Source organism: Alteromonas sp. ABD4_190 (genome assembly GCF_056160105.1).
This window is the reverse complement of the sequence record NZ_JBSWWN010000001.1, coordinates 1,676,453-1,693,843: the sequence shown is the minus strand read 5'-3', so window position 1 is coordinate 1,693,843 and position 17,391 is coordinate 1,676,453. Positions and strand designations below refer to the sequence as shown.

The window sequence follows — 17,391 nt, the reverse complement described above, 5'->3', positions numbered from 1 at the left end:
GAAAACCATAATGGAAATCACTTTTGAACTTGGGTATGCGCTAGATACCTTTTATTTTCTAATCTGCGGTGCACTAGTTATGTGGATGGCTGCAGGTTTTGCGATGCTTGAAGCTGGTCTTGTTCGAGCGAAAAACACCACAGAAATTCTAACTAAAAACGTGGCGCTATTCGCTATCGCTTGCACTATGTACATGATTTGCGGTTACGGCATTATGTACGGTGGCGGCGACTGGGGTCCATTCCTAAGCGGTATCATGGCTGATGGCGCAACAGGTGTAGCTGAAGAGCCAGCAACATATGCACCTTCTGCTGACTTCTTCTTCCAAGTAGTATTTGTTGCAACAGCAATGTCTATCGTATCTGGTGCGGTAGCTGAGCGTATGAAGCTTTGGGCATTCCTAGCGTTCGCAGTTGTCATGACGGGCTTCATCTATCCAATGGAAGGTGCTTGGACATGGGGCGGCGAAGCAGTATTCGGTATGTATACGCTTGGCGACCTTGGTTTCTCTGACTTTGCAGGTTCAGGTATTGTTCACATGGCTGGTGCAGCAGCTGCTCTTGCTGGTGTGCTTGTACTTGGTGCGCGTAAAGGTAAATACACTGCAGACGGCAAAGTAAATGCTATCCCTGGTGCTAACCTGCCGCTGGCAACATTAGGTACATTCATCCTTTGGATGGGTTGGTTTGGTTTTAACGGTGGTTCAGTACTGGCTACTGCAACTGTTGAAAGTGCAAACTCAGTAGCAATCGTATTTATGAACACGAATGCTGCAGCTGCGGGTGGTGCAATTGCTGCACTTATCGTTGCACGTATTCTATTCGGTAAAGCTGACCTAACTATGGTACTTAACGGTGCGCTTGCGGGTCTTGTTGCTATCACTGCAGAGCCATCAACGCCAACGCCTCTTCAAGCGACTCTATTTGGCGGCCTAGGCGGTATCCTAGTAGTACTTAGCATTGTTGCACTAGACAAGCTTAAAATTGACGATCCAGTGGGCGCAATTTCAGTTCACGGTGTGGTTGGTCTTCTAGGTCTAATCCTTGTACCTTTCACTAACGATGGTTCAAGCATCTCTGGTCAGCTAATTGGTGCAGCGACTATCTTTGTATGGGTATTCGTAGTGAGCCTAGTGGTATGGCTAGTGATTAAAGCGGTTATGGGTGTACGTGTGAGCGAAGAAGAAGAATTCGACGGCGTAGACATGAGCGAATGTGGTCTGGAAGCATACCCAGACTTCACAAGCAGCCGTTCGTAAGAGAGTCTCGATTAGGCAACGAAACAACAATAACAATAATGCCTTATTACTTCGTTTAAGCCCCGCTAATGCGGGGCTTTTTTCGTTTCATGCAATGTGTTTTAAGACCATTACTGAGCTTAGGAAAAGAGCCTAGGCGTAATGTGACAATAACGCTACACTATGAACCGATAGACTAACGCTAGATTTATTATCGGCAACGTTTTAGTAAAAGGACGGTTATGATTGCAAGTGTGCGACTTCTACCTTTGATACTGGCTTTCTTTAGTATCAGCTGTTTGGGCTACGACAGAATAACGGGGCATCCCTTTGCAAGTCGCTCAGAAGTTATTGCAAAGAACGGCATGGCAGCAACAAGCCAACCATTAGCTACGCAAGTGGCGTTGGATATTTTAAAACAAGGCGGCAGTGCAGTTGATGCAGCTATTGCAGCTAACGCCATGTTAGGTTTAGTTGAGCCTACAGGCAGCGGTATTGGCGGCGACCTATTTGCCATTGTGTGGGATGCAAAAGAAGAGAAGCTAGTCGGCTTAAACGCTTCTGGCCGTTCACCCAGACAGTTAACCAAAGCGGTGTTTGCCGAGCGTGGTTTGCATCAAATTCCAAAATTTGGTCCGCTACCCGTTTCTGTCCCTGGCGCTGTAGATGGCTGGTTTGCACTACACGAAAAATTTGGCAAGCTGCCCATGTCTGCGCTGCTTACCCCATCTATCAAATATGCCCGTGAGGGGGTTCCTGTTTCAGAAGTCATTGCCTATTACTGGCAGATGAATCAAGAGCGAATTGGTCACTATGACGGCTTCGCAGAGACTTTTCTTATCGACGGAAAAGTACCGCAAAAAGGCGATATTTTTAAAAACCCCGGGTTAGCTGTGACCTATGAAAAGATTGCAACAGGCGGGCGAGATGCTTTTTATAAGGGCGATATCGCACGCACCATCGATGCTTACATGAAGTCTCAAGGCGGCTTTTTGTCATACCAGGATTTGTCATCGCATACCTCGGAGTGGGTAGAGCCCGTTTCTGCTAACTATCGAGGGTATGATGTGTGGGAACTTCCGCCCAACGGACAAGGCATAGCGGCACTACAGATTCTTAATGTGCTTGAGCACTATGATATCGAAGGAATGGGGTTTAACTCAGCAGACTACATCCATACCTTTGTTGAAGCCAAGAAGCTCGCCTTTGAAGATCGCGCTAAGTTCTATGCGGATCCAGACTTCAACGATATTCCAGTCGACTGGCTAATTTCGAAAGAGTATGCCGCTAAGCGTCAGAAGCTCATAGATAATGAACGCGCAGCGAATCGCGTTGATGCGGGTATTTATGAAGGAGATACCATTTATCTGACCGTTGCTGATAAAGAGGGCAATATGGTGTCCTTAATTCAAAGTAACTACCGCGGAATGGGCTCAGGCATGACACCTCCAGGGCTAGGTTTTATTCTTCAAAATAGAGGTGAGATGTTTACGCTTGAAGAAGGGCACTTTAATGAATATCGCCCGGGAAAGCGTCCATTTCACACCATTATCCCGGCTTTTGTAACGAGAAACGGTAAGCCAGTGATGAGCTTTGGCGTGATGGGCGGTGGAACTCAGCCTCAAATGCATGCACAAATTATTGTAAACATTCTCGACTTTGGAATGAATTTGCAGGAAGCGGGGGATGCTCCACGCATACTGCACAGTGGGTCGAGTAGCCCAACGGGTGCGTTGATGACTGATGGTGGCTATGTGAGCTTAGAATCAGGGTTCAGTGAAACCGTTCAGCGAGAGCTAATGGAGCGGGGGCATAAGCTTCAACGCGTGGTAGGCGCGTTCGGTGGCTATCAGGCCATCGCTTGGGACGAGCAGAAAGGTGTCTATTTTGGCGCTTCAGAAACGCGAAAAGATGGACAAGCCGCGGGCTATTAAGCACACTAATGTAAATAATAGGCGGCGGAGTTAATTTGTTCCTCCGTTTGCTGCTTCGCTTTAAAGGGTTTCAAAGTTTGAAGCAGCCGCTACACTTTACAATAAGGTTCGCACAACAAAGCGCGGCGAATGATCGCCAGCAGCGAAACGTCAGAACAAGGCGTTAATAACAACAAGAGCGGCAATGACACAACCACAAAAAGGCCTCTGCGCTGAGCCAAATTTACATGCACAGTATTTATTACTGAACGTCATTGATGACGATAGCCAAGCGGTACGCGCTAAACTATCTCGCGTGCTGGATATATTCGAGCATTTTGAGAATGAGCACTACGAAGCCATGGTAACCGGCGTTGTCGCTGTTGGCACCGGTTACTGGGCTGAGGTATACCCCGGTTTGATACCTGTTGAGCTTGCCCCTTTTCCTGATATGCAGTGTGAAGACAGAAGTGCGCCAACAATGCCTTGTGACATCTTTATTCAAATTCGAGCTGATAGGCTAGATATCTGCCACGCCGTTGGCATTGAAGTAATGGACTTGCTGCGTATTCATGTTGAGCTCGTTGAACAAATAAGAGGATTTAGATATTTAGATGGCAGGGACCTCAATGGGTATCTTTATGGCTCGGATAACCCTCGTGGCATGAAGCGTAGACAAGTCGGGATTATTGGCGAAGATGACCCTGATTTTAGCGGTGGCAGCTATGTTCACATACAACGCTATCGCCATGATTTAAGGCGCTGGAATAGTCTTTCAAGCCGTCAGCAAGAACAGGTGATGGGCACCACGCAAGAACACAATTTGGTAAGTAGCGAACAGTCTGAATCTTCGCATTGTGTTAGGGCAAGCACTGTTGCACCCGATGGCGACGAACCAAGGCTAATTAAGCAAGGCATGCCATACGGTGATATGGCCTCTCAAGGTTTATTCTTTGTAAGCTGTAGTGCCAGTGCGCGGCCATTTAAACAGATGCTCCACAGCCAAATATACGGCAACGGTGAAGGCGATTATGACAGATGGCTGGACTTTACCAGTGCTGAAACAGGTGCTGCATTTTTTGCTCCTTCGATCACTTTTATTCGTCAGCAGGCAAAGCTCTCAGGAAATTAAATTTGCAGGCTTTGTGTCAATAGTGGGTAATGACCTACGTGTACTGGAATATTGGTTATGAGCCAAGTCTGAAACAATTAGAGGACCAGAGCGCCATCCCAATCTTCACTGAGTTCTAAATTTTGATAAACTTGACAAACGTCCAGATGATGTTTCGCTAGAGAGTCATTGGGACTGATTGCTAACGCTGCCTCAAAATAGACAATTGCTTCTTCCCATTGCTGGTTAACTCTGCACGCTAAACCCGTCGCTATCTTTGCTTGCACCGCAAGTTTCTTTTCTTGCTCTTCCTTTGGCAGGTGACTAAGTATTTCATATATCTCGATTGGCGCTTTTCTACCCTTAACCCTAACCCAATCAAGGAGACGGGTTTTAAGAGATTCGTCAGGACCGATAATTTGAAGCACCTGTGCACTAACAATAATATCGGCTTTATACTTAGGCGTAAGGGCTTCTAAACGAGAGGCGATGTTAACACTATCACCTATAACCGTGGTGTCCATCCTATCTTCTGAGCCCACTGTTCCCATAATGACTTGGCCAAAATGGATGCCTATCCCCATGTTAATAGCTTCGTAATCGCAGTTTTTTCTATGCCCGTTATAGATAGTTAGCGCTTTTCGTAAATCTAACGCAGCTTTAACTGCATCTAACGCTTTTTGTTTAGGGGTTCCACCTTGGTGGTCGAATAGCGCCATTATGCCGTCGCCCATAAACTTATCAATAAAACCGCGATTTTGGTGAATGGGGTCGTTCATTCGCGTAAAGTAAGAATTAAGGAAGTTCATTAACTCTTGCGGCGTAATCCGCTCACTAAAACCGGCAAATCCACGGATATCACAAAACATTATAGCGACATCGTTCTCAGCCGCGTAGCCAAGCTCGAGTGACTCTACTTCGGTAGTAGCCATATGCTCTACAAATTGACGGGGAACAAACTTTTGGAAAGTTTGAGTGAGTTTTAAAGCTTCATCGGCGGCCGCCTGAAATCGAGCCTGGTCTGCAGCTTGAAGTGTGGCAGCATGCCTACTTGTGTTACGTGAAAGTGCTCTTTGTAAACGATACTTAAAACGCCTGCTTCGCCTCACATAAAGAACGCTTACAACAATGCTATAAATTCCAAGCGAAAAAAGGGCATATAATTGCCAATCCATTGTTAACCAAACCTTTCAATTTCCTAAAGAAAAACAACTCAAAAAGAATGAAATTTAAGCTGCTAAGGAAGTATAAAGGAGAAAACGGCGTTAACATACAGTTTTTAGTTACATTTATACTAGTGTTAGCGCCGAGAGTTAATAAATACTTTAAGCAAAAATGAGCTTATAGAGTTGAGAAAACTTTATCTGCTGCAGCAAGAGTTTTTTCAATGACCTCTGCATCGTGCGCTTTAGAGACAAAGCCTGCTTCGTAAGAAGCGGGAGCCAAGTAAACACCTTGCTCTAACATACCGTGATAAAACTTATTAAACTGCTCTGTATTGCAGTTAATCGCTTGCTTATAGTTAGTAACTTTCTCTACGTCTGTAAAGAATATCCCAAACATACTTCCAGCAATGTTAGTAGTTAGGCTGATATTGTGTTTGTCAGCTAGTGCCTGAAATCCATCAACTAGTTTTTGTGTATTCTCGAAGATGGAATCGTAAAGGCCTGCCTGTTTAATTTGGGTTAATGCAGCAAGACCTGCCGCCATGGCAACTGGGTTGCCTGAAAGCGTACCAGCTTGGTAGATAGGGCCGGTTGGCGCGATATGCGTAATGATATCGCGGCGACCACCGAAACAGCCCACTGGCATGCCTCCGCCAATCACCTTACCTAGACAGGTTAAGTCAGGTTTAACCTTGTAGCGCTCCTGAGCGCCGCCACGAGATACGCGGAAACCTGTCATCACTTCATCAAAAATAAGCACGCTGCCGTACTTATCACATATCGCGCGAAGCCCTTCAAGAAAACCCTCTACAGGAGGGATACAGTTCATGTTGCCAGCCACTGGTTCAACGATAATGCAGGCGATATCATCGCCGTGAGCTTCAAAAACCTCTTTAACGCTGTCTAGGTTATTGTATTCAACCGTAAGAGTATGTTCGGCTACGCTGGCAGGGACACCTGGTGAGCTAGGCACACCAAGGGTTAATGCGCCAGAGCCAGCTTTCACTAAAAGTGAGTCTGCATGTCCATGATAGCAGCCTTCAAACTTAACAATTTTGTTTCTGCTGGTGTAGCCGCGAGCAAGACGAATAGCTGACATGGTGGCTTCTGTGCCAGAGTTCACCATGCGCACCATCTCCATGGATGGAACCAGTTCGCTAACCAATTCAGCCATAGTCACTTCAGCTTCAGTAGGCGCGCCAAATGAGAGGCCGTTGTATGATGCTTCAATTACGGCCTCGCGAATTTTTGCATTATTGTGACCTAGTACCATCGGCCCCCAAGACTGAATGTAGTCAATGTATTGCTTGCCATCCGCATCCCACATATAAGCGCCGTCAGCTTTAGTAATGAAGCGGGGTGTACCGCCTACCGCTTTAAATGCGCGAACAGGTGAGTTTACGCCACCAGGAATGGTTTTTTGGGCGCGGGTAAATAGGGCTTCAGATTTTTGCATGTAATTACTTACTCTTATTGCTGTACCAAACTACGTCACGCTCATACTTAGTGAGAAGGTTTTCTACACCTAGAGTAAGCGCAAACAAAGCCATTCTTACAAGCACCCCATTGTCGGTTTGCCTAAAAATAGCGAGGTTTGGGTTAAGGTTTAGATCGTTATCTAATTCGTTGGCTTCCATACGTGAATCTCGTGGAAGTGGATGCATGATAACTGTCTTCGACTGAAAATGTTTCGTGTAGATTGACTGGTTTAAACGGAACTTACCTCGGTATTTGTTCGCTTCTTCTTGAGAAGGAAAGCGCTCTTCTTGGATACGTGTTTGATAGCATATATCCGCATCCATATTTCCTTCGAGCGTGTCCGTGATAGTAAGTTGATGTCCAGCGTTTTCTATTGCGTCAATAATTGGTTGAGGCATGGCCAGCTCTTTCGGCGAAATGAGCGTAAAGCGAATGTTTTTAAACAAACATAACAAGCGAGATAATGAGTGTACCGTTCGACCGTATCGCAGATCGCCAATCATTGCGATATGTAAACCATCAATACCGTGACCGTTGTACTCGAGCTCACGTTTAATTGTGAATAGATCTAAAAGTGCTTGGGTGGGGTGTTCGTTTGCGCCGTCTCCCCCATTAATTACAGGCACTCGACTACCTTCTGCAAACTCAGCAACGGAGCCGGCTGCAGGGTGTCGCATGGCAATAATATCAGAGTAGCCGCTGAGCACGCGGGCGGTATCATAAAGTGATTCGCCTTTAGCCAGTGCAGAGCTCGACATACCGGTAGTTTCTCTTACTTCGCCGCCTAAAAGATTAAAAGCAGTGCCAAAGCTCACGCGGGTACGCGTGCTAGGTTCAAAGAATAGATTGCCGAGAATTGCGCCGTCTAATACGGTCGTGCGCTTTTGTCGCTTGGCATAAGGCTTCATGGAATTGGCGACTGAGAAGACTTTCTCAATGGCGTCGCGATCGAATTGATTAACCGAAAGAATGTGGTTACCGGTAAAGTCAGACATGCGCTTCTCAATCATCAACGAAAACGCCGCTAGTTTATAATACCGCAGGTGCTAAGTCATTAGCGCAAGGTTAATCTTGTTTTACGTTTCTCTTTGTCTGCTAGCTTATCAAACCTTTATTTAAGCTAATCGAGAAGGTTCTTATTATTTAAGGTGTTTGTCACTTTGCTGCGTGTAATGAGAAAAAAGCAGCAGGATTTTTTCTGCGGCACTATCAACGTGCGTCTTGATTTCGTCGTCTGTCAGCGGAGACTTTATGCCACATAACATCATGGTGTGGTACTCGCCCTTTAGTAGCGCGCAATAATCCACAGCAAGTTGCTGTGCAACCTCAGCGTTCAAGCTACCTTGTCCAAATTTCTCAATCACTGAGCTTAGTGTAGCGAGTGAAGCCTCAGGGCCTGCTTGATAAAAAAGTGTAGCTACGTGTGGGCTATTCACCGCTTCGGCTATAATTACGCGGAATATAGCGATAGCTTCAGGGTCTTGTAGGAGGCGTACAAACTGACAGCCCACTTTTTGTAAGCACTCAAACAGTGAAAGTGAGCCTAATGAGGCGTCGATGAGTTGTTGAGTATCGAGTTGATACGCTCTGCATTTTGAAGAGATAGCCGCTTTGAAAAGAGTATCTTTATTCTCGAAATGAGAGTAAACAGTCTGTTTTGATACTCCAGAGGCCTTAGCCACAGTGTCCATTGATGTATTGGCAAATCCTTCCTTTAAAAACAGGCAGGACGCAGCATGCAGTACAAGGTGATACTTCTCTTCACTCTTTGGACGGCCTTGCTTCTTGGTGTTTGCCACGTAGGTTCTCTCTGTATTGATGAATATTTAAATATCATACTGGACGGTCTAGTATTTATATACTAGCATAGCACAATAAGTATGCAAATATAGCCGGAAATGTTCGCTAAATCGGTTAAAGGAACTGTTATGACTGCTGCAAATAAGCCGCTTAAAGGTGGTAAATTCACGTTAATAATTTCGATTGCCGTTTTCACTGCAGCTTTAATTATTCTTTTAATGACGGCAGGTTTGGGCAACGCAACACAAACGCCAGAGGCAAGGCTGCCCGTAACAGTGTCTACAGGCCAAGTAAAAATTCAGTCAGGCTTTGAAACACCCATTAATGTGTTTGGCTTAGTTGAATCACCCAAGGCAACATCGTTATCGTTTGATGTCGCTGGTCAAGTAACCCAAATGCTTGTTGATGAAGGCGAAGTGGTAAAGAAAGGCGATATACTTGCTCACCAAGATTTGCAGCGCCTAAATGCAAGAAAGCGTGAGTTACAAGCCGCGCTCGAGCGAGCAAACGCTGACCTTACACTTGCTAAAGTTAATAGTGATAGAACCACTTCATTGGTGGAGAGAAAGCTAGAGTCAGCACAACGCTTAGACGAAGCAAAAGCGAATTTAAATGTCGCTAAGGCCCAAGTGAGTGAAATACAGGCCGCCTTAGAATCTCTTAATGTGGAAATAAGAAAAACCACACTTCTTTCTCCGTTTGATGGTGTAGTTAATCGTCGGTTTTTCGATGAAGGGAGTGTGGTGAATCCAGGCAGTCCTGTGTTTGGTATTACAAGTACTGAAAACTATCAGGTGCGCTTTGCGGTGCCCGCGGAAGTTGTTGAGCAGTTTGACGATAATAAAGCCGTGCTCGTGAGAGTTGGAGATACCGATGTTACGGGAACGGTAACTCAGCGTCTTCCCGTTCGCAATGTACAAACTCGAACTGTGGATATTCTTGTTACCCTTAATAACAATGAAAAAGTTCGTCCAGGTGATATGGCAATATTGTCTGCGTTACGTTCACACTCCGAAACTGGTACATGGCTTCCAGTTAGTGCGTTAAGTAATGGACTTAGAGGGTTATGGCGTGTGTTGGTTTTACCAAGTAAGGGAAGCCCTACGTTGCAAGCGCGTGTAGTCGAAGTGGTATACACCGATGGAAACAAGGCGTTCGTTCGGGGTGCACTTGAAGATGGCGATATTTACGTTGACGAAGGCACGCACAAACTTGCGCCCGGACAAAAGGTAGCCTTTCCCAATCAGCAAGAAACCGGGGCGCATTAATGAAGTCATTCAATGTCGACACCGATAAGCCTTATCCTTGGTACACGCTTTTTTACCGACGCGGCCATTTGCTGATTTTAAGTCTGTTGATTTTGATCACCGCAGGCTTATCCGCGCTAGGCTCACTGCCGCGAATAGAAGATCCTCGAATTGATACAAGAAACGCGCTGATCATCACTCAATATCCAGGAGCTTCAGCCGAGCGTGTTGAAGCTTTGGTCAGTGATGTACTTGAAGACAGGTTAAGAGAAATATTTGAAATTAAAGAAGTGAAATCCACCTCTCGAGCAGGGATTTCCATCATATTAATTGAAACCCAAGACTGGATTGATAACACTAGTAACGAGCAGCTATTTAGCGAGATCCGCGATGCATTAGGTGATGCCGCCGAGTCCTTTCCAGAAGGCGCGATGGCACCGATATTTGACGAAAAGCGTGGTGCAACCGCTTTTACCTTGCTCCTTTCTGTTCGAGCCGACCATTTTGATAATACTCCTATTACGCTAACTGCTCGATTGGCCCAAGAACTTACCGATCGACTTCGCAATGTTAACGGAACCGAGTTGGTGCGCGTTTACGGCGCACCGCAGGAAGAAATTAGTGTAAATATTGACCCTATTAAGCTCGCCGCTACAGGGCTTACACTTCAGCAGGTCAGCAATACAATTAGCCGAGCCGATCCCAAATTGCCAGCGGGTATGCTGAACACCGAGCAAAGCAACGTGCGCTTTACAGTAGGAGAGGGCTTAAATGGCGTAAATATGATAGCGTCTATTCCTTTGGTGAACGCACAGGGCCGCTACTTGAGGGTAGAAGATGTGGCGGCGGTAGAGCGCAGTTACACCACGCCTAGAGGCGAAGTAGCCTTTTTGAATGGCGAAGAATCAATTTTTGTTGCAGCCCGTATGCAGCCTTCACTGCGCTCTGATGTGTGGACAAAAAATGCATTAGCGGTAGTAGAGCAATTTAATAATGAATTCAGCGGAACGTTGACTGCGACAGTCGCATTTGAGCAAAACGAATATACGGCTAACCGCCTTGCTGACTTGTCGATGAACCTGCTTATGGGGTGTGCCGTTGTCATGATGGTCATTCTACTGTTTATGGGATTTCGAGCGGCGTGGATTGTGGGTTTAGCACTGCCATTGTGTGCGGCCTTTGCTTTGTTTTCGTTAAGCTTTTACGGCGAACAAATACATCAAATGTCTATTTTTGGGATGATTATTGCCATCGGCTTGCTTATTGATAACGCCATTGTAATCACCGATGAAATACGCATTAATCTGCAAGATCCTAACCTGACAAGGGTGGGAGCAATGGCTAAAAGTGTGTCTCACCTATTTGCGCCACTATTGGCTTCAACACTTACTACCATTCTTGGCTTTATGCCAATTTTTCTTCTTGATGGAAATATTGGTGATTTCGTAGGGCCAATAGCAATTAGCGTGGTTATGGCGCTGATTGGTTCACTGTTCATCTCGCTGACTATTATAGCTGCGTTGGCCGCTCGCTTTTTACCTAAGCACGATAATGACTCGGTCCGTGAAAAGGCATCACCATCTTGGTGGAAAGTTGGGTTACAAGCACCACAGCTTAGTTTCGCCTTTAAAAAACAGCTAGGTCGCTGGATTAAACAGCCTATTTTCGTGCTGCCGGTCGTTGCCTTACTTTGCTTGTCCGGATTTGTGCTGTCTACAACACTTGCTAACGTGTTTTTCCCAAGTGCAGATAGGGATCAATTTGAAGTCTACCTGTGGACGAAAGAAGGAAGCAGTATAGATAACACTACTCATTATGTTAAAAAAATTGATACCGCAATTCGCGGCGAACAAGGGGTGAAGCAAGTCAGTTGGTTGGTGGGGGGATCTGCGCCGTCGGTCTATTACAATCAAACAATGACCCGCGACAACATGCCGTATTTTGCAAATGCGGTTGTGTCGACAAACACGGTAGAAGACACCGTAGCGCTGGTAGGTAAGCTGCAGCACTCCCTTGATAGCGAGTATCCTGAAGTACAGATTGTAGTAAGAACCTTTGGACAGGGGCCGCCTATTGCTGCGCCTGTCGAAGTAGAAATCTTCGGCCCTGATCTTAACATACTGAACGATCTAGGCGATAAAGTGCGTATGCTGATGTCACAAGTTGACGGTATATCTCAGTCGATCACCAGTATTTCAATGGCTGAACCTGAACTTAAAATAAATGCTGACAGCGATAATCTGTCTTATCTCGGCTTAACGCTTTCTGAGCTTGCCAATCAGATGCAAATTAACTTTTCGGGGATTACAGGCGGCTCTGTGCTGGAAAGCACGGAGGAAATTCCCGTTAGAGTGCGACTTGATGAGGCATACAGACAAAACGTTGCGGGTGTGGATGCTATGCCCATACCTGTCGCCGGTGAAAGTGGTATCTCATGGTCGCCTCTAGCTGCTGTGACGAATTTAACACTTCGGCCAGCCACTAGCAGTATCACCCGTGTAGATGGAGAAAGGCTTAATCGTATCCAAGCATTTTTGCTTCCCGGTGTACCGGCAATTGATGCCAGTAATCAGTTAAGAGATTTGCTTGAAAGCCGCCTTATTTTGCCCGAGGGATACAGCATCCATTTGGCAGGCGATGCAGACGAGCAACAGCAGGCGTTAGGCAAGCTTGCTACCTATGCTCCGGTTTTATTAGTGCTAATGGTCACCACGCTCATTTTAACCTTTACTAGCTTGCGTATGGCTGGCGTTATTGCGCTTGTTGCTGTTTTCTCGGTAGGGTTGGGAATGTTTAGCTTGTGGATTTCTGGTTTGCCAGTTGGATTTAACCCTCTACTTGGTTGTGCTGGGCTTATCGGCGTTGCAATCAACGGCTCGATAGTCGTCATTGCGGCCATTAATGCTAATCCTGCAGCAAAGCAAGGCGATACCAAAGCCATTGTTGAAGAAACCATGAGCTGTAGCCGTCACATACTTTCGACAACATTTACAACGGTAGGCGGCTTAATACCGCTGTTGTTGTTCAGCGAGGGGAGTTTCTGGCCGCCGCTAGCTGTTGTCCTTGCTGGTGGGGTAGGCTTCTCTGTTATCTTATCGCTAGTTTTTACGCCGACTATAGTGGCGGCATTTCAGCGGTATCGCTATAGAAATAACACATTAGCTTAATTTTAGGGTTAAACTATCCCTTTTTAATAGGCGTATAAGAGAGTGTTGTTAGCGTATGCGAAAATCAAACCCAATTTTGCGCTGGTGGCATACTGACTGCGTAAAATGCAAACGCGTTAGACTCTATATTGTTTGGGCTGTAGTTATGTTGATGGTGTATTTATATGTCTGGCACTAGTGTTGAACCTATCTATATCCGAGCTGCGTCAAAAAGTAACGGCATTACTAGCCTAGTTTTAGGCTGTGTAGGGCTATTTGTTGCAGCATTGTGGCTGGTCTTTTTGCCAGATTGGCTATTTTTAGCCGGTATCTTTATGACAAGTGCGGCACTGGTGTGTTTGTTGGTCGGCTATTTTAAGGTGCGCGAACCAGACTATAGTTTAGAAATAGCCAGAGATTACATCACCTATCGCCATCGTCTCGGGAGTTGGCGAATTCACTGGGACAACCTACAGCGCGCAGATTGCCCACGTGTGCGCCATGGGTTAGATCACGTGCCCCTAGAGACAATCGGTTTCAAAATAAAAAGCTACACTGATTTTCTAAACACAATATCACCTAGGCTTGCTACACATTTATTGATGGAGCAGCGGCCTCTGCTAATGCAAAATACTGACGAAGGCTGTGCGTCGGGAAGTTGTTACGAACAATCGATGTTTGACGATAATCATTACGTTATGGAAGACGGCACTATCATTAAGGGAATAAAAGCCATGTTAGCTCACCGAATGGTAGAGCTACGAAAACGACTTGGTTTTGATATTTTTATAGCTAGTTCAGAGTTAGATAGGGACGCCAGCGAATTTGCCAGGCTAATCGCCGAATGTCAGCACACTCGGCAGTCTTTTCAAAACGATTAAGCCACGCTGCACTTATCGTGCTGCGTGGTGAATCATTCGTTAAGCATTGGTATTACCCTCTCGTAATACTTTCTTAGCTTCAGCGATAAGTGCGGGTAAGTGCTCATCAACGAGTTTATGTTGGCCTAATTTGAGCGCACTTTCAGTTTCATGGGCGAGGTGCTGCATGCGTGGCAAGCCAGTATAACAACATGCTCCATGAAGCTTGTGTACCTCGGTTTTAAGCTCGTTATAGTCTTGTTCTCCCCACAAGACTGAAAGCGTATCAATAGTTTCTGGAAGCATTGTGATAAAGCTTTCCAACATTTCTTTTGCGGTGTCTTGGTTTTGATTGGCACGTTTTAGCGCAAGCTGCCAGTCAACGGAAGGGATTTCGATTTCTCCTGGCTCAATACTATGGCACCACGACTTGATAAGGTTGATAAGTAACTCTACCTCGATAGGTTTAGGAAGGTAATCATCCATACCTGATGCGAGCAATCGCTCTTGCTCTTCCTTAAATGCGTGTGCGGTGACAGCGATGATGGGCGTGCCCATATTGACAGGAGACTTGCGTATCTCACGAGTTGCCTGTATACCATCCATGCCTGGCATCTGAACGTCCATTAAAATTAGGTCGAACTCTTGTGTCTGACACTGGTTTACGGCATCTTGTCCGCTAATTGTTGTAATGAGCTCAACAGGTGACTGGTCAAGCCATGTGTGCAGAAGTTTCAGGTTCATTTCCATGTCATCAACAGCCAATATTTTCACGTTAGGCAAGCTGCTGATTTTTTCTTGCATGGCGTTTTTCGCTGGCGTTGTGTGTTGGTTTACCAGGCTATCTAGCTTAGTCAACGTTATTGGCATACGTATTTGCGAATGGAAGTGCTGCGATAGGCTAGGGTATTGCGCAAAGGGCTCAGGGCCAGAATACCAGAGTACTCGTTTTTTGGCTGGGAACTGCACAAATTGGCTAAGGTAAGTATCACGCAGTACCATTTTGCTTACCGGTACCGTTGCCATAAAGAAGTCATGCTGGCCGCTTAGTGTAGCTAAATATTCTAAGGACTCCACCGAGGTGACCTTGGCACCCAATATCGACAACATAGTAGCGCTTGAGCGGCGGGTAGCAGGAATGGGGTCGAAAATGACCACGCTTTTCCCTTTCCAGTCTTCGCTACTCGTCAATGAATACTTTTGGCTAAGCTGATTCATGCGAAGGGAAACACTAAACATAGAACCCTGGCCCAGCACACTTTTAAGCGTTAGATCTCCGTTCATCAGGCGAACGAGTTCTCTACTAATAACAAGACCTAAGCCCGTGCCTTGATAGTTGCGATTAAGCGCATCGTCTACCTGAGAAAAAGCGTTAAAAAGCTTTTTCCTGTCTTGCCGGCTAATGCCAATCCCCGTGTCTTCAACGGTAATATTTAACTCGTGGATACCGTGAGGAAGTAAACGCCCATTTACTGATAATGTAATGGTTCCGCTAGACGTAAATTTAAGTGCGTTGCTGAGTAAGTTGTTAAGCACTTGCTTAATGCGAAACACATCGCCTAAAAGTTTTTCAGGTAGTGGTTTTAAGTCAAAAACGAACTCGATACGTTTACTATGCGAAGATTTAGCCATTATTGTGACCATCTCTTCGAGCAATTTATTAGGAGAAAAAGGTTGGTTATTGATTTGAAGTTTGCCCGCTTCAATTTTTGAAAAGTCGAGTACATCGTTAACAATAGTAAGCAGGTTTTCGGCTGCGGTACTGACTATCCGCACCTGTTCTTGCTGGTCAGTAGGCAATAATGCGTTATTGAGTTCTTTACTGAACCCCAGTATTGCATTAAGTGGCGTTCTAATTTCATGACTCATGTTTGCAAGGAACTGAGACTTTACGTTACTGGCCTTAATGGCATCTTTTCGTGCAATGTCTAAACGAGCATTTTGCTCTTCAATAAGTTCAACGTTGTTGCGTAAATCATTGGTTGCTTGTTCCACTTCACTTTCAAGCTGCCCCCTGCTTTTCTCCATCAATGCAAAAGAAAAAAGCCCTGCTTCAAGGAAAACGCCAACTTGGAAGCAGTAGGTAGTAAAATCGTTTGAAGGCAGCACGCCGATAAGGCTTAACATGCCAACAATAGCGCCCGTGGCAAGCATACCCCATGCAAAAATAAAGTATCGTGCCGGTTTGAAGTTATTTAAGAAGGCCTCAAACCCCGCGTAGACATAGCTTAAAATTGCTATAAGCCCAACGCCATACACTAGATTGTTCTTCCACATAGAAGGAAGAAGATCAATAAAACACACCAGTCCCGTCAGTGCTTGGCAGATTAATAATAGGTTAATAATAGGGTGAGCAGTGGGCGAATACTTTTCGGTTTCTAAGAAAGTCTTGGCAAACAGGCCTGAACTGATACCAATAATGACGAATATTAACTCTGAATGACCAGCTAACCAAATGGGGATACCTTGAGTGAACAATAGGTGCGTATGCCCACCCCACACGAATTGCCACAAGATAACCGCTAATATATATCCGACATAAGCAAGCAGGCTTTTTTCTTTCACGCCTAAAAATAGGGCTAAATTATAGATAGCAAGTATGAGTAAGCCGCCGTAAAAAAAGCCCCATAGCAAACTGTCCATTTGGAAATAGCTGCTGTGTAAAAGTTCAGCCTGTATGCGAAGTGGAGCTATAAGGCTTGAAGAGTGACTTTCGATACGTATATAAAGATCGACAGGGTCGCTGTTAGGGAGTTCGACGCGAAAGGTGGGGACGCGAAAACGTTGTTCTTTTTGCGTCTTACCTTGATGGCTCTGGTTAATGACCTTTCCATTTTGTACTAAATAGAAATCAACACTATCAAGTTGGCTAAAGTTTATTGAAAACACCCAGTTCTTGTCGTTTGAAACGTTGGCAACGGATGTAAGCAACCACATACCATTATTGCGAAAGCCAAAATTCGGATTGCCGTGAGGATGCATAAGAAAGTCGTTTCGTCTTCTTGATACATCGCCAATGGTAAGTTGGTAGTCGGTTTCGAATAAAAAGTACAGTGAGTCGGATAAATCTAACGTACTTTGTTCGTCAAAAAGCTGCTCGATATGTTGCGCTTGGGAACAAGAAGGCCAGAAGCTAGCTAGCAAAATAATTAGGAAAGAAAGTGCGCGAAAGGTTGCCATATTATTCTGTACTTTAACTACCATTTAGATAAGGGTTTTATTATTTTTAGGGTGAATATTGAACGGAAACTTCAACCCGTTCTATTTAAACACTCTATTTGCAGAATAACAAAGCAAACAATTAACACATTGATAGCATTTACATTGCAAGGATCTTTGCTAAATAGCAAAGACTGAGAGGCATTGGCTATTTGAAAAGTGGTGACAATTGTTTTCAAAGATTGCACACAAATGCGGTTTACCCCACAATAG

At 45.3% G+C, this 17,391-nt stretch carries 11 protein-coding genes; 6 read left to right on the top strand and 5 right to left on the bottom strand.

The genetic code is table 11. From position 1 onward, the window contains the following. Positions 1 to 10 precede the first annotated feature (10 nt). From ACXAFM_RS07490 to ACXAFM_RS07480, 3 genes are all read left to right on the top strand, one after another. Positions 11 to 1,258, top strand: a complete 1,248-nt coding sequence (locus tag ACXAFM_RS07490; RefSeq protein WP_014948004.1) for an ammonium transporter — start codon at positions 11 to 13, stop codon at positions 1,256 to 1,258. 221 nt (positions 1,259 to 1,479) lie between these two features. Further along, positions 1,480 to 3,171, top strand: coding sequence for a gamma-glutamyltransferase (gene ggt / locus ACXAFM_RS07485; RefSeq protein WP_474834033.1), 1,692 nt, complete (start codon positions 1,480 to 1,482; stop codon positions 3,169 to 3,171). Positions 3,172 to 3,355: 184 nt separating this feature from the next. Beyond that, positions 3,356 to 4,282, top strand: a complete 927-nt coding sequence (locus ACXAFM_RS07480; RefSeq protein WP_474834031.1) for a Dyp-type peroxidase — start codon at positions 3,356 to 3,358, stop codon at positions 4,280 to 4,282. Between the two features lie 77 nt (positions 4,283 to 4,359). Here ACXAFM_RS07480 and ACXAFM_RS07475 read toward each other — a convergent pair whose 3' ends face one another. The 4 genes from ACXAFM_RS07475 to ACXAFM_RS07460 form a co-directional block, all read right to left on the bottom strand. After that, entirely contained in the window at positions 4,360 to 5,436 is a 1,077-nt protein-coding gene (locus ACXAFM_RS07475) for an adenylate/guanylate cyclase domain-containing protein (RefSeq protein WP_474828267.1), read from the bottom strand. 166 nt (positions 5,437 to 5,602) lie between these two features. Beyond that, positions 5,603 to 6,883, bottom strand: a complete 1,281-nt coding sequence (gene hemL, locus ACXAFM_RS07470) for a glutamate-1-semialdehyde 2,1-aminomutase (RefSeq protein ID WP_474828265.1) — start codon at positions 6,881 to 6,883, stop codon at positions 5,603 to 5,605. Between the two features lie 4 nt (positions 6,884 to 6,887). Then, positions 6,888 to 7,901: an aspartate carbamoyltransferase gene (locus ACXAFM_RS07465; protein WP_474830538.1), complete on the bottom strand. Its 1,014-nt coding sequence runs from the start codon at positions 7,899 to 7,901 to the stop codon at positions 6,888 to 6,890. Between the two features lie 144 nt (positions 7,902 to 8,045). Next, a complete protein-coding gene (locus ACXAFM_RS07460; protein ID WP_474828263.1) occupies positions 8,046 to 8,705 on the bottom strand; it encodes a TetR/AcrR family transcriptional regulator in 660 nt (219 codons plus the stop codon). A gap of 129 nt (positions 8,706 to 8,834) precedes the next feature. Here ACXAFM_RS07460 and ACXAFM_RS07455 point away from each other — a divergent pair, with 129 nt between their 5' ends. From ACXAFM_RS07455 to ACXAFM_RS07445, 3 genes are all read left to right on the top strand, one after another. After that, positions 8,835 to 9,974, top strand: coding sequence for an efflux RND transporter periplasmic adaptor subunit (locus ACXAFM_RS07455; RefSeq protein WP_474828261.1), 1,140 nt, complete (start codon positions 8,835 to 8,837; stop codon positions 9,972 to 9,974). Beyond that, a complete protein-coding gene (locus tag ACXAFM_RS07450) occupies positions 9,974 to 13,120 on the top strand; it encodes an efflux RND transporter permease subunit (protein ID WP_474834029.1) in 3,147 nt (1,048 codons plus the stop codon). Before ACXAFM_RS07455 ends, ACXAFM_RS07450 begins: the two co-directional genes overlap by 1 nt. A gap of 164 nt (positions 13,121 to 13,284) precedes the next feature. Continuing rightward, on the top strand, positions 13,285 to 13,980 hold the full coding sequence (locus ACXAFM_RS07445) for a DUF2982 domain-containing protein (protein ID WP_474828257.1): 696 nt from the start codon (positions 13,285 to 13,287) through the stop codon (positions 13,978 to 13,980). Positions 13,981 to 14,019: 39 nt separating this feature from the next. Here the strand turns inward: ACXAFM_RS07445 and ACXAFM_RS07440 are convergent, their stop codons facing one another. Next, a complete protein-coding gene (locus tag ACXAFM_RS07440; protein WP_474828255.1) occupies positions 14,020 to 17,139 on the bottom strand; it encodes a hybrid sensor histidine kinase/response regulator in 3,120 nt (1,039 codons plus the stop codon). Positions 17,140 to 17,391: the final 252 nt, after the last annotated feature.

Coding starts and splice junctions, on each gene's coding strand:
- ACXAFM_RS07490 (WP_014948004.1), top strand. CDS start 11: ATGGAAATCACTTTTGAACTTGGGTATGCGCTAGATACCTTTTATTTT.
- ggt (WP_474834033.1), top strand. CDS start 1,480: ATGATTGCAAGTGTGCGACTTCTACCTTTGATACTGGCTTTCTTTAGT.
- ACXAFM_RS07480 (WP_474834031.1), top strand. CDS start 3,356: ATGACACAACCACAAAAAGGCCTCTGCGCTGAGCCAAATTTACATGCA.
- ACXAFM_RS07475 (WP_474828267.1), bottom strand. CDS start 5,436: ATGGATTGGCAATTATATGCCCTTTTTTCGCTTGGAATTTATAGCATT.
- hemL (WP_474828265.1), bottom strand. CDS start 6,883: ATGCAAAAATCTGAAGCCCTATTTACCCGCGCCCAAAAAACCATTCCT.
- ACXAFM_RS07465 (WP_474830538.1), bottom strand. CDS start 7,901: ATGTCTGACTTTACCGGTAACCACATTCTTTCGGTTAATCAATTCGAT.
- ACXAFM_RS07455 (WP_474828261.1), top strand. CDS start 8,835: ATGACTGCTGCAAATAAGCCGCTTAAAGGTGGTAAATTCACGTTAATA.
- ACXAFM_RS07450 (WP_474834029.1), top strand. CDS start 9,974: ATGAAGTCATTCAATGTCGACACCGATAAGCCTTATCCTTGGTACACG.
- ACXAFM_RS07445 (WP_474828257.1), top strand. CDS start 13,285: ATGTCTGGCACTAGTGTTGAACCTATCTATATCCGAGCTGCGTCAAAA.
- ACXAFM_RS07440 (WP_474828255.1), bottom strand. CDS start 17,139: ATGGCAACCTTTCGCGCACTTTCTTTCCTAATTATTTTGCTAGCTAGC.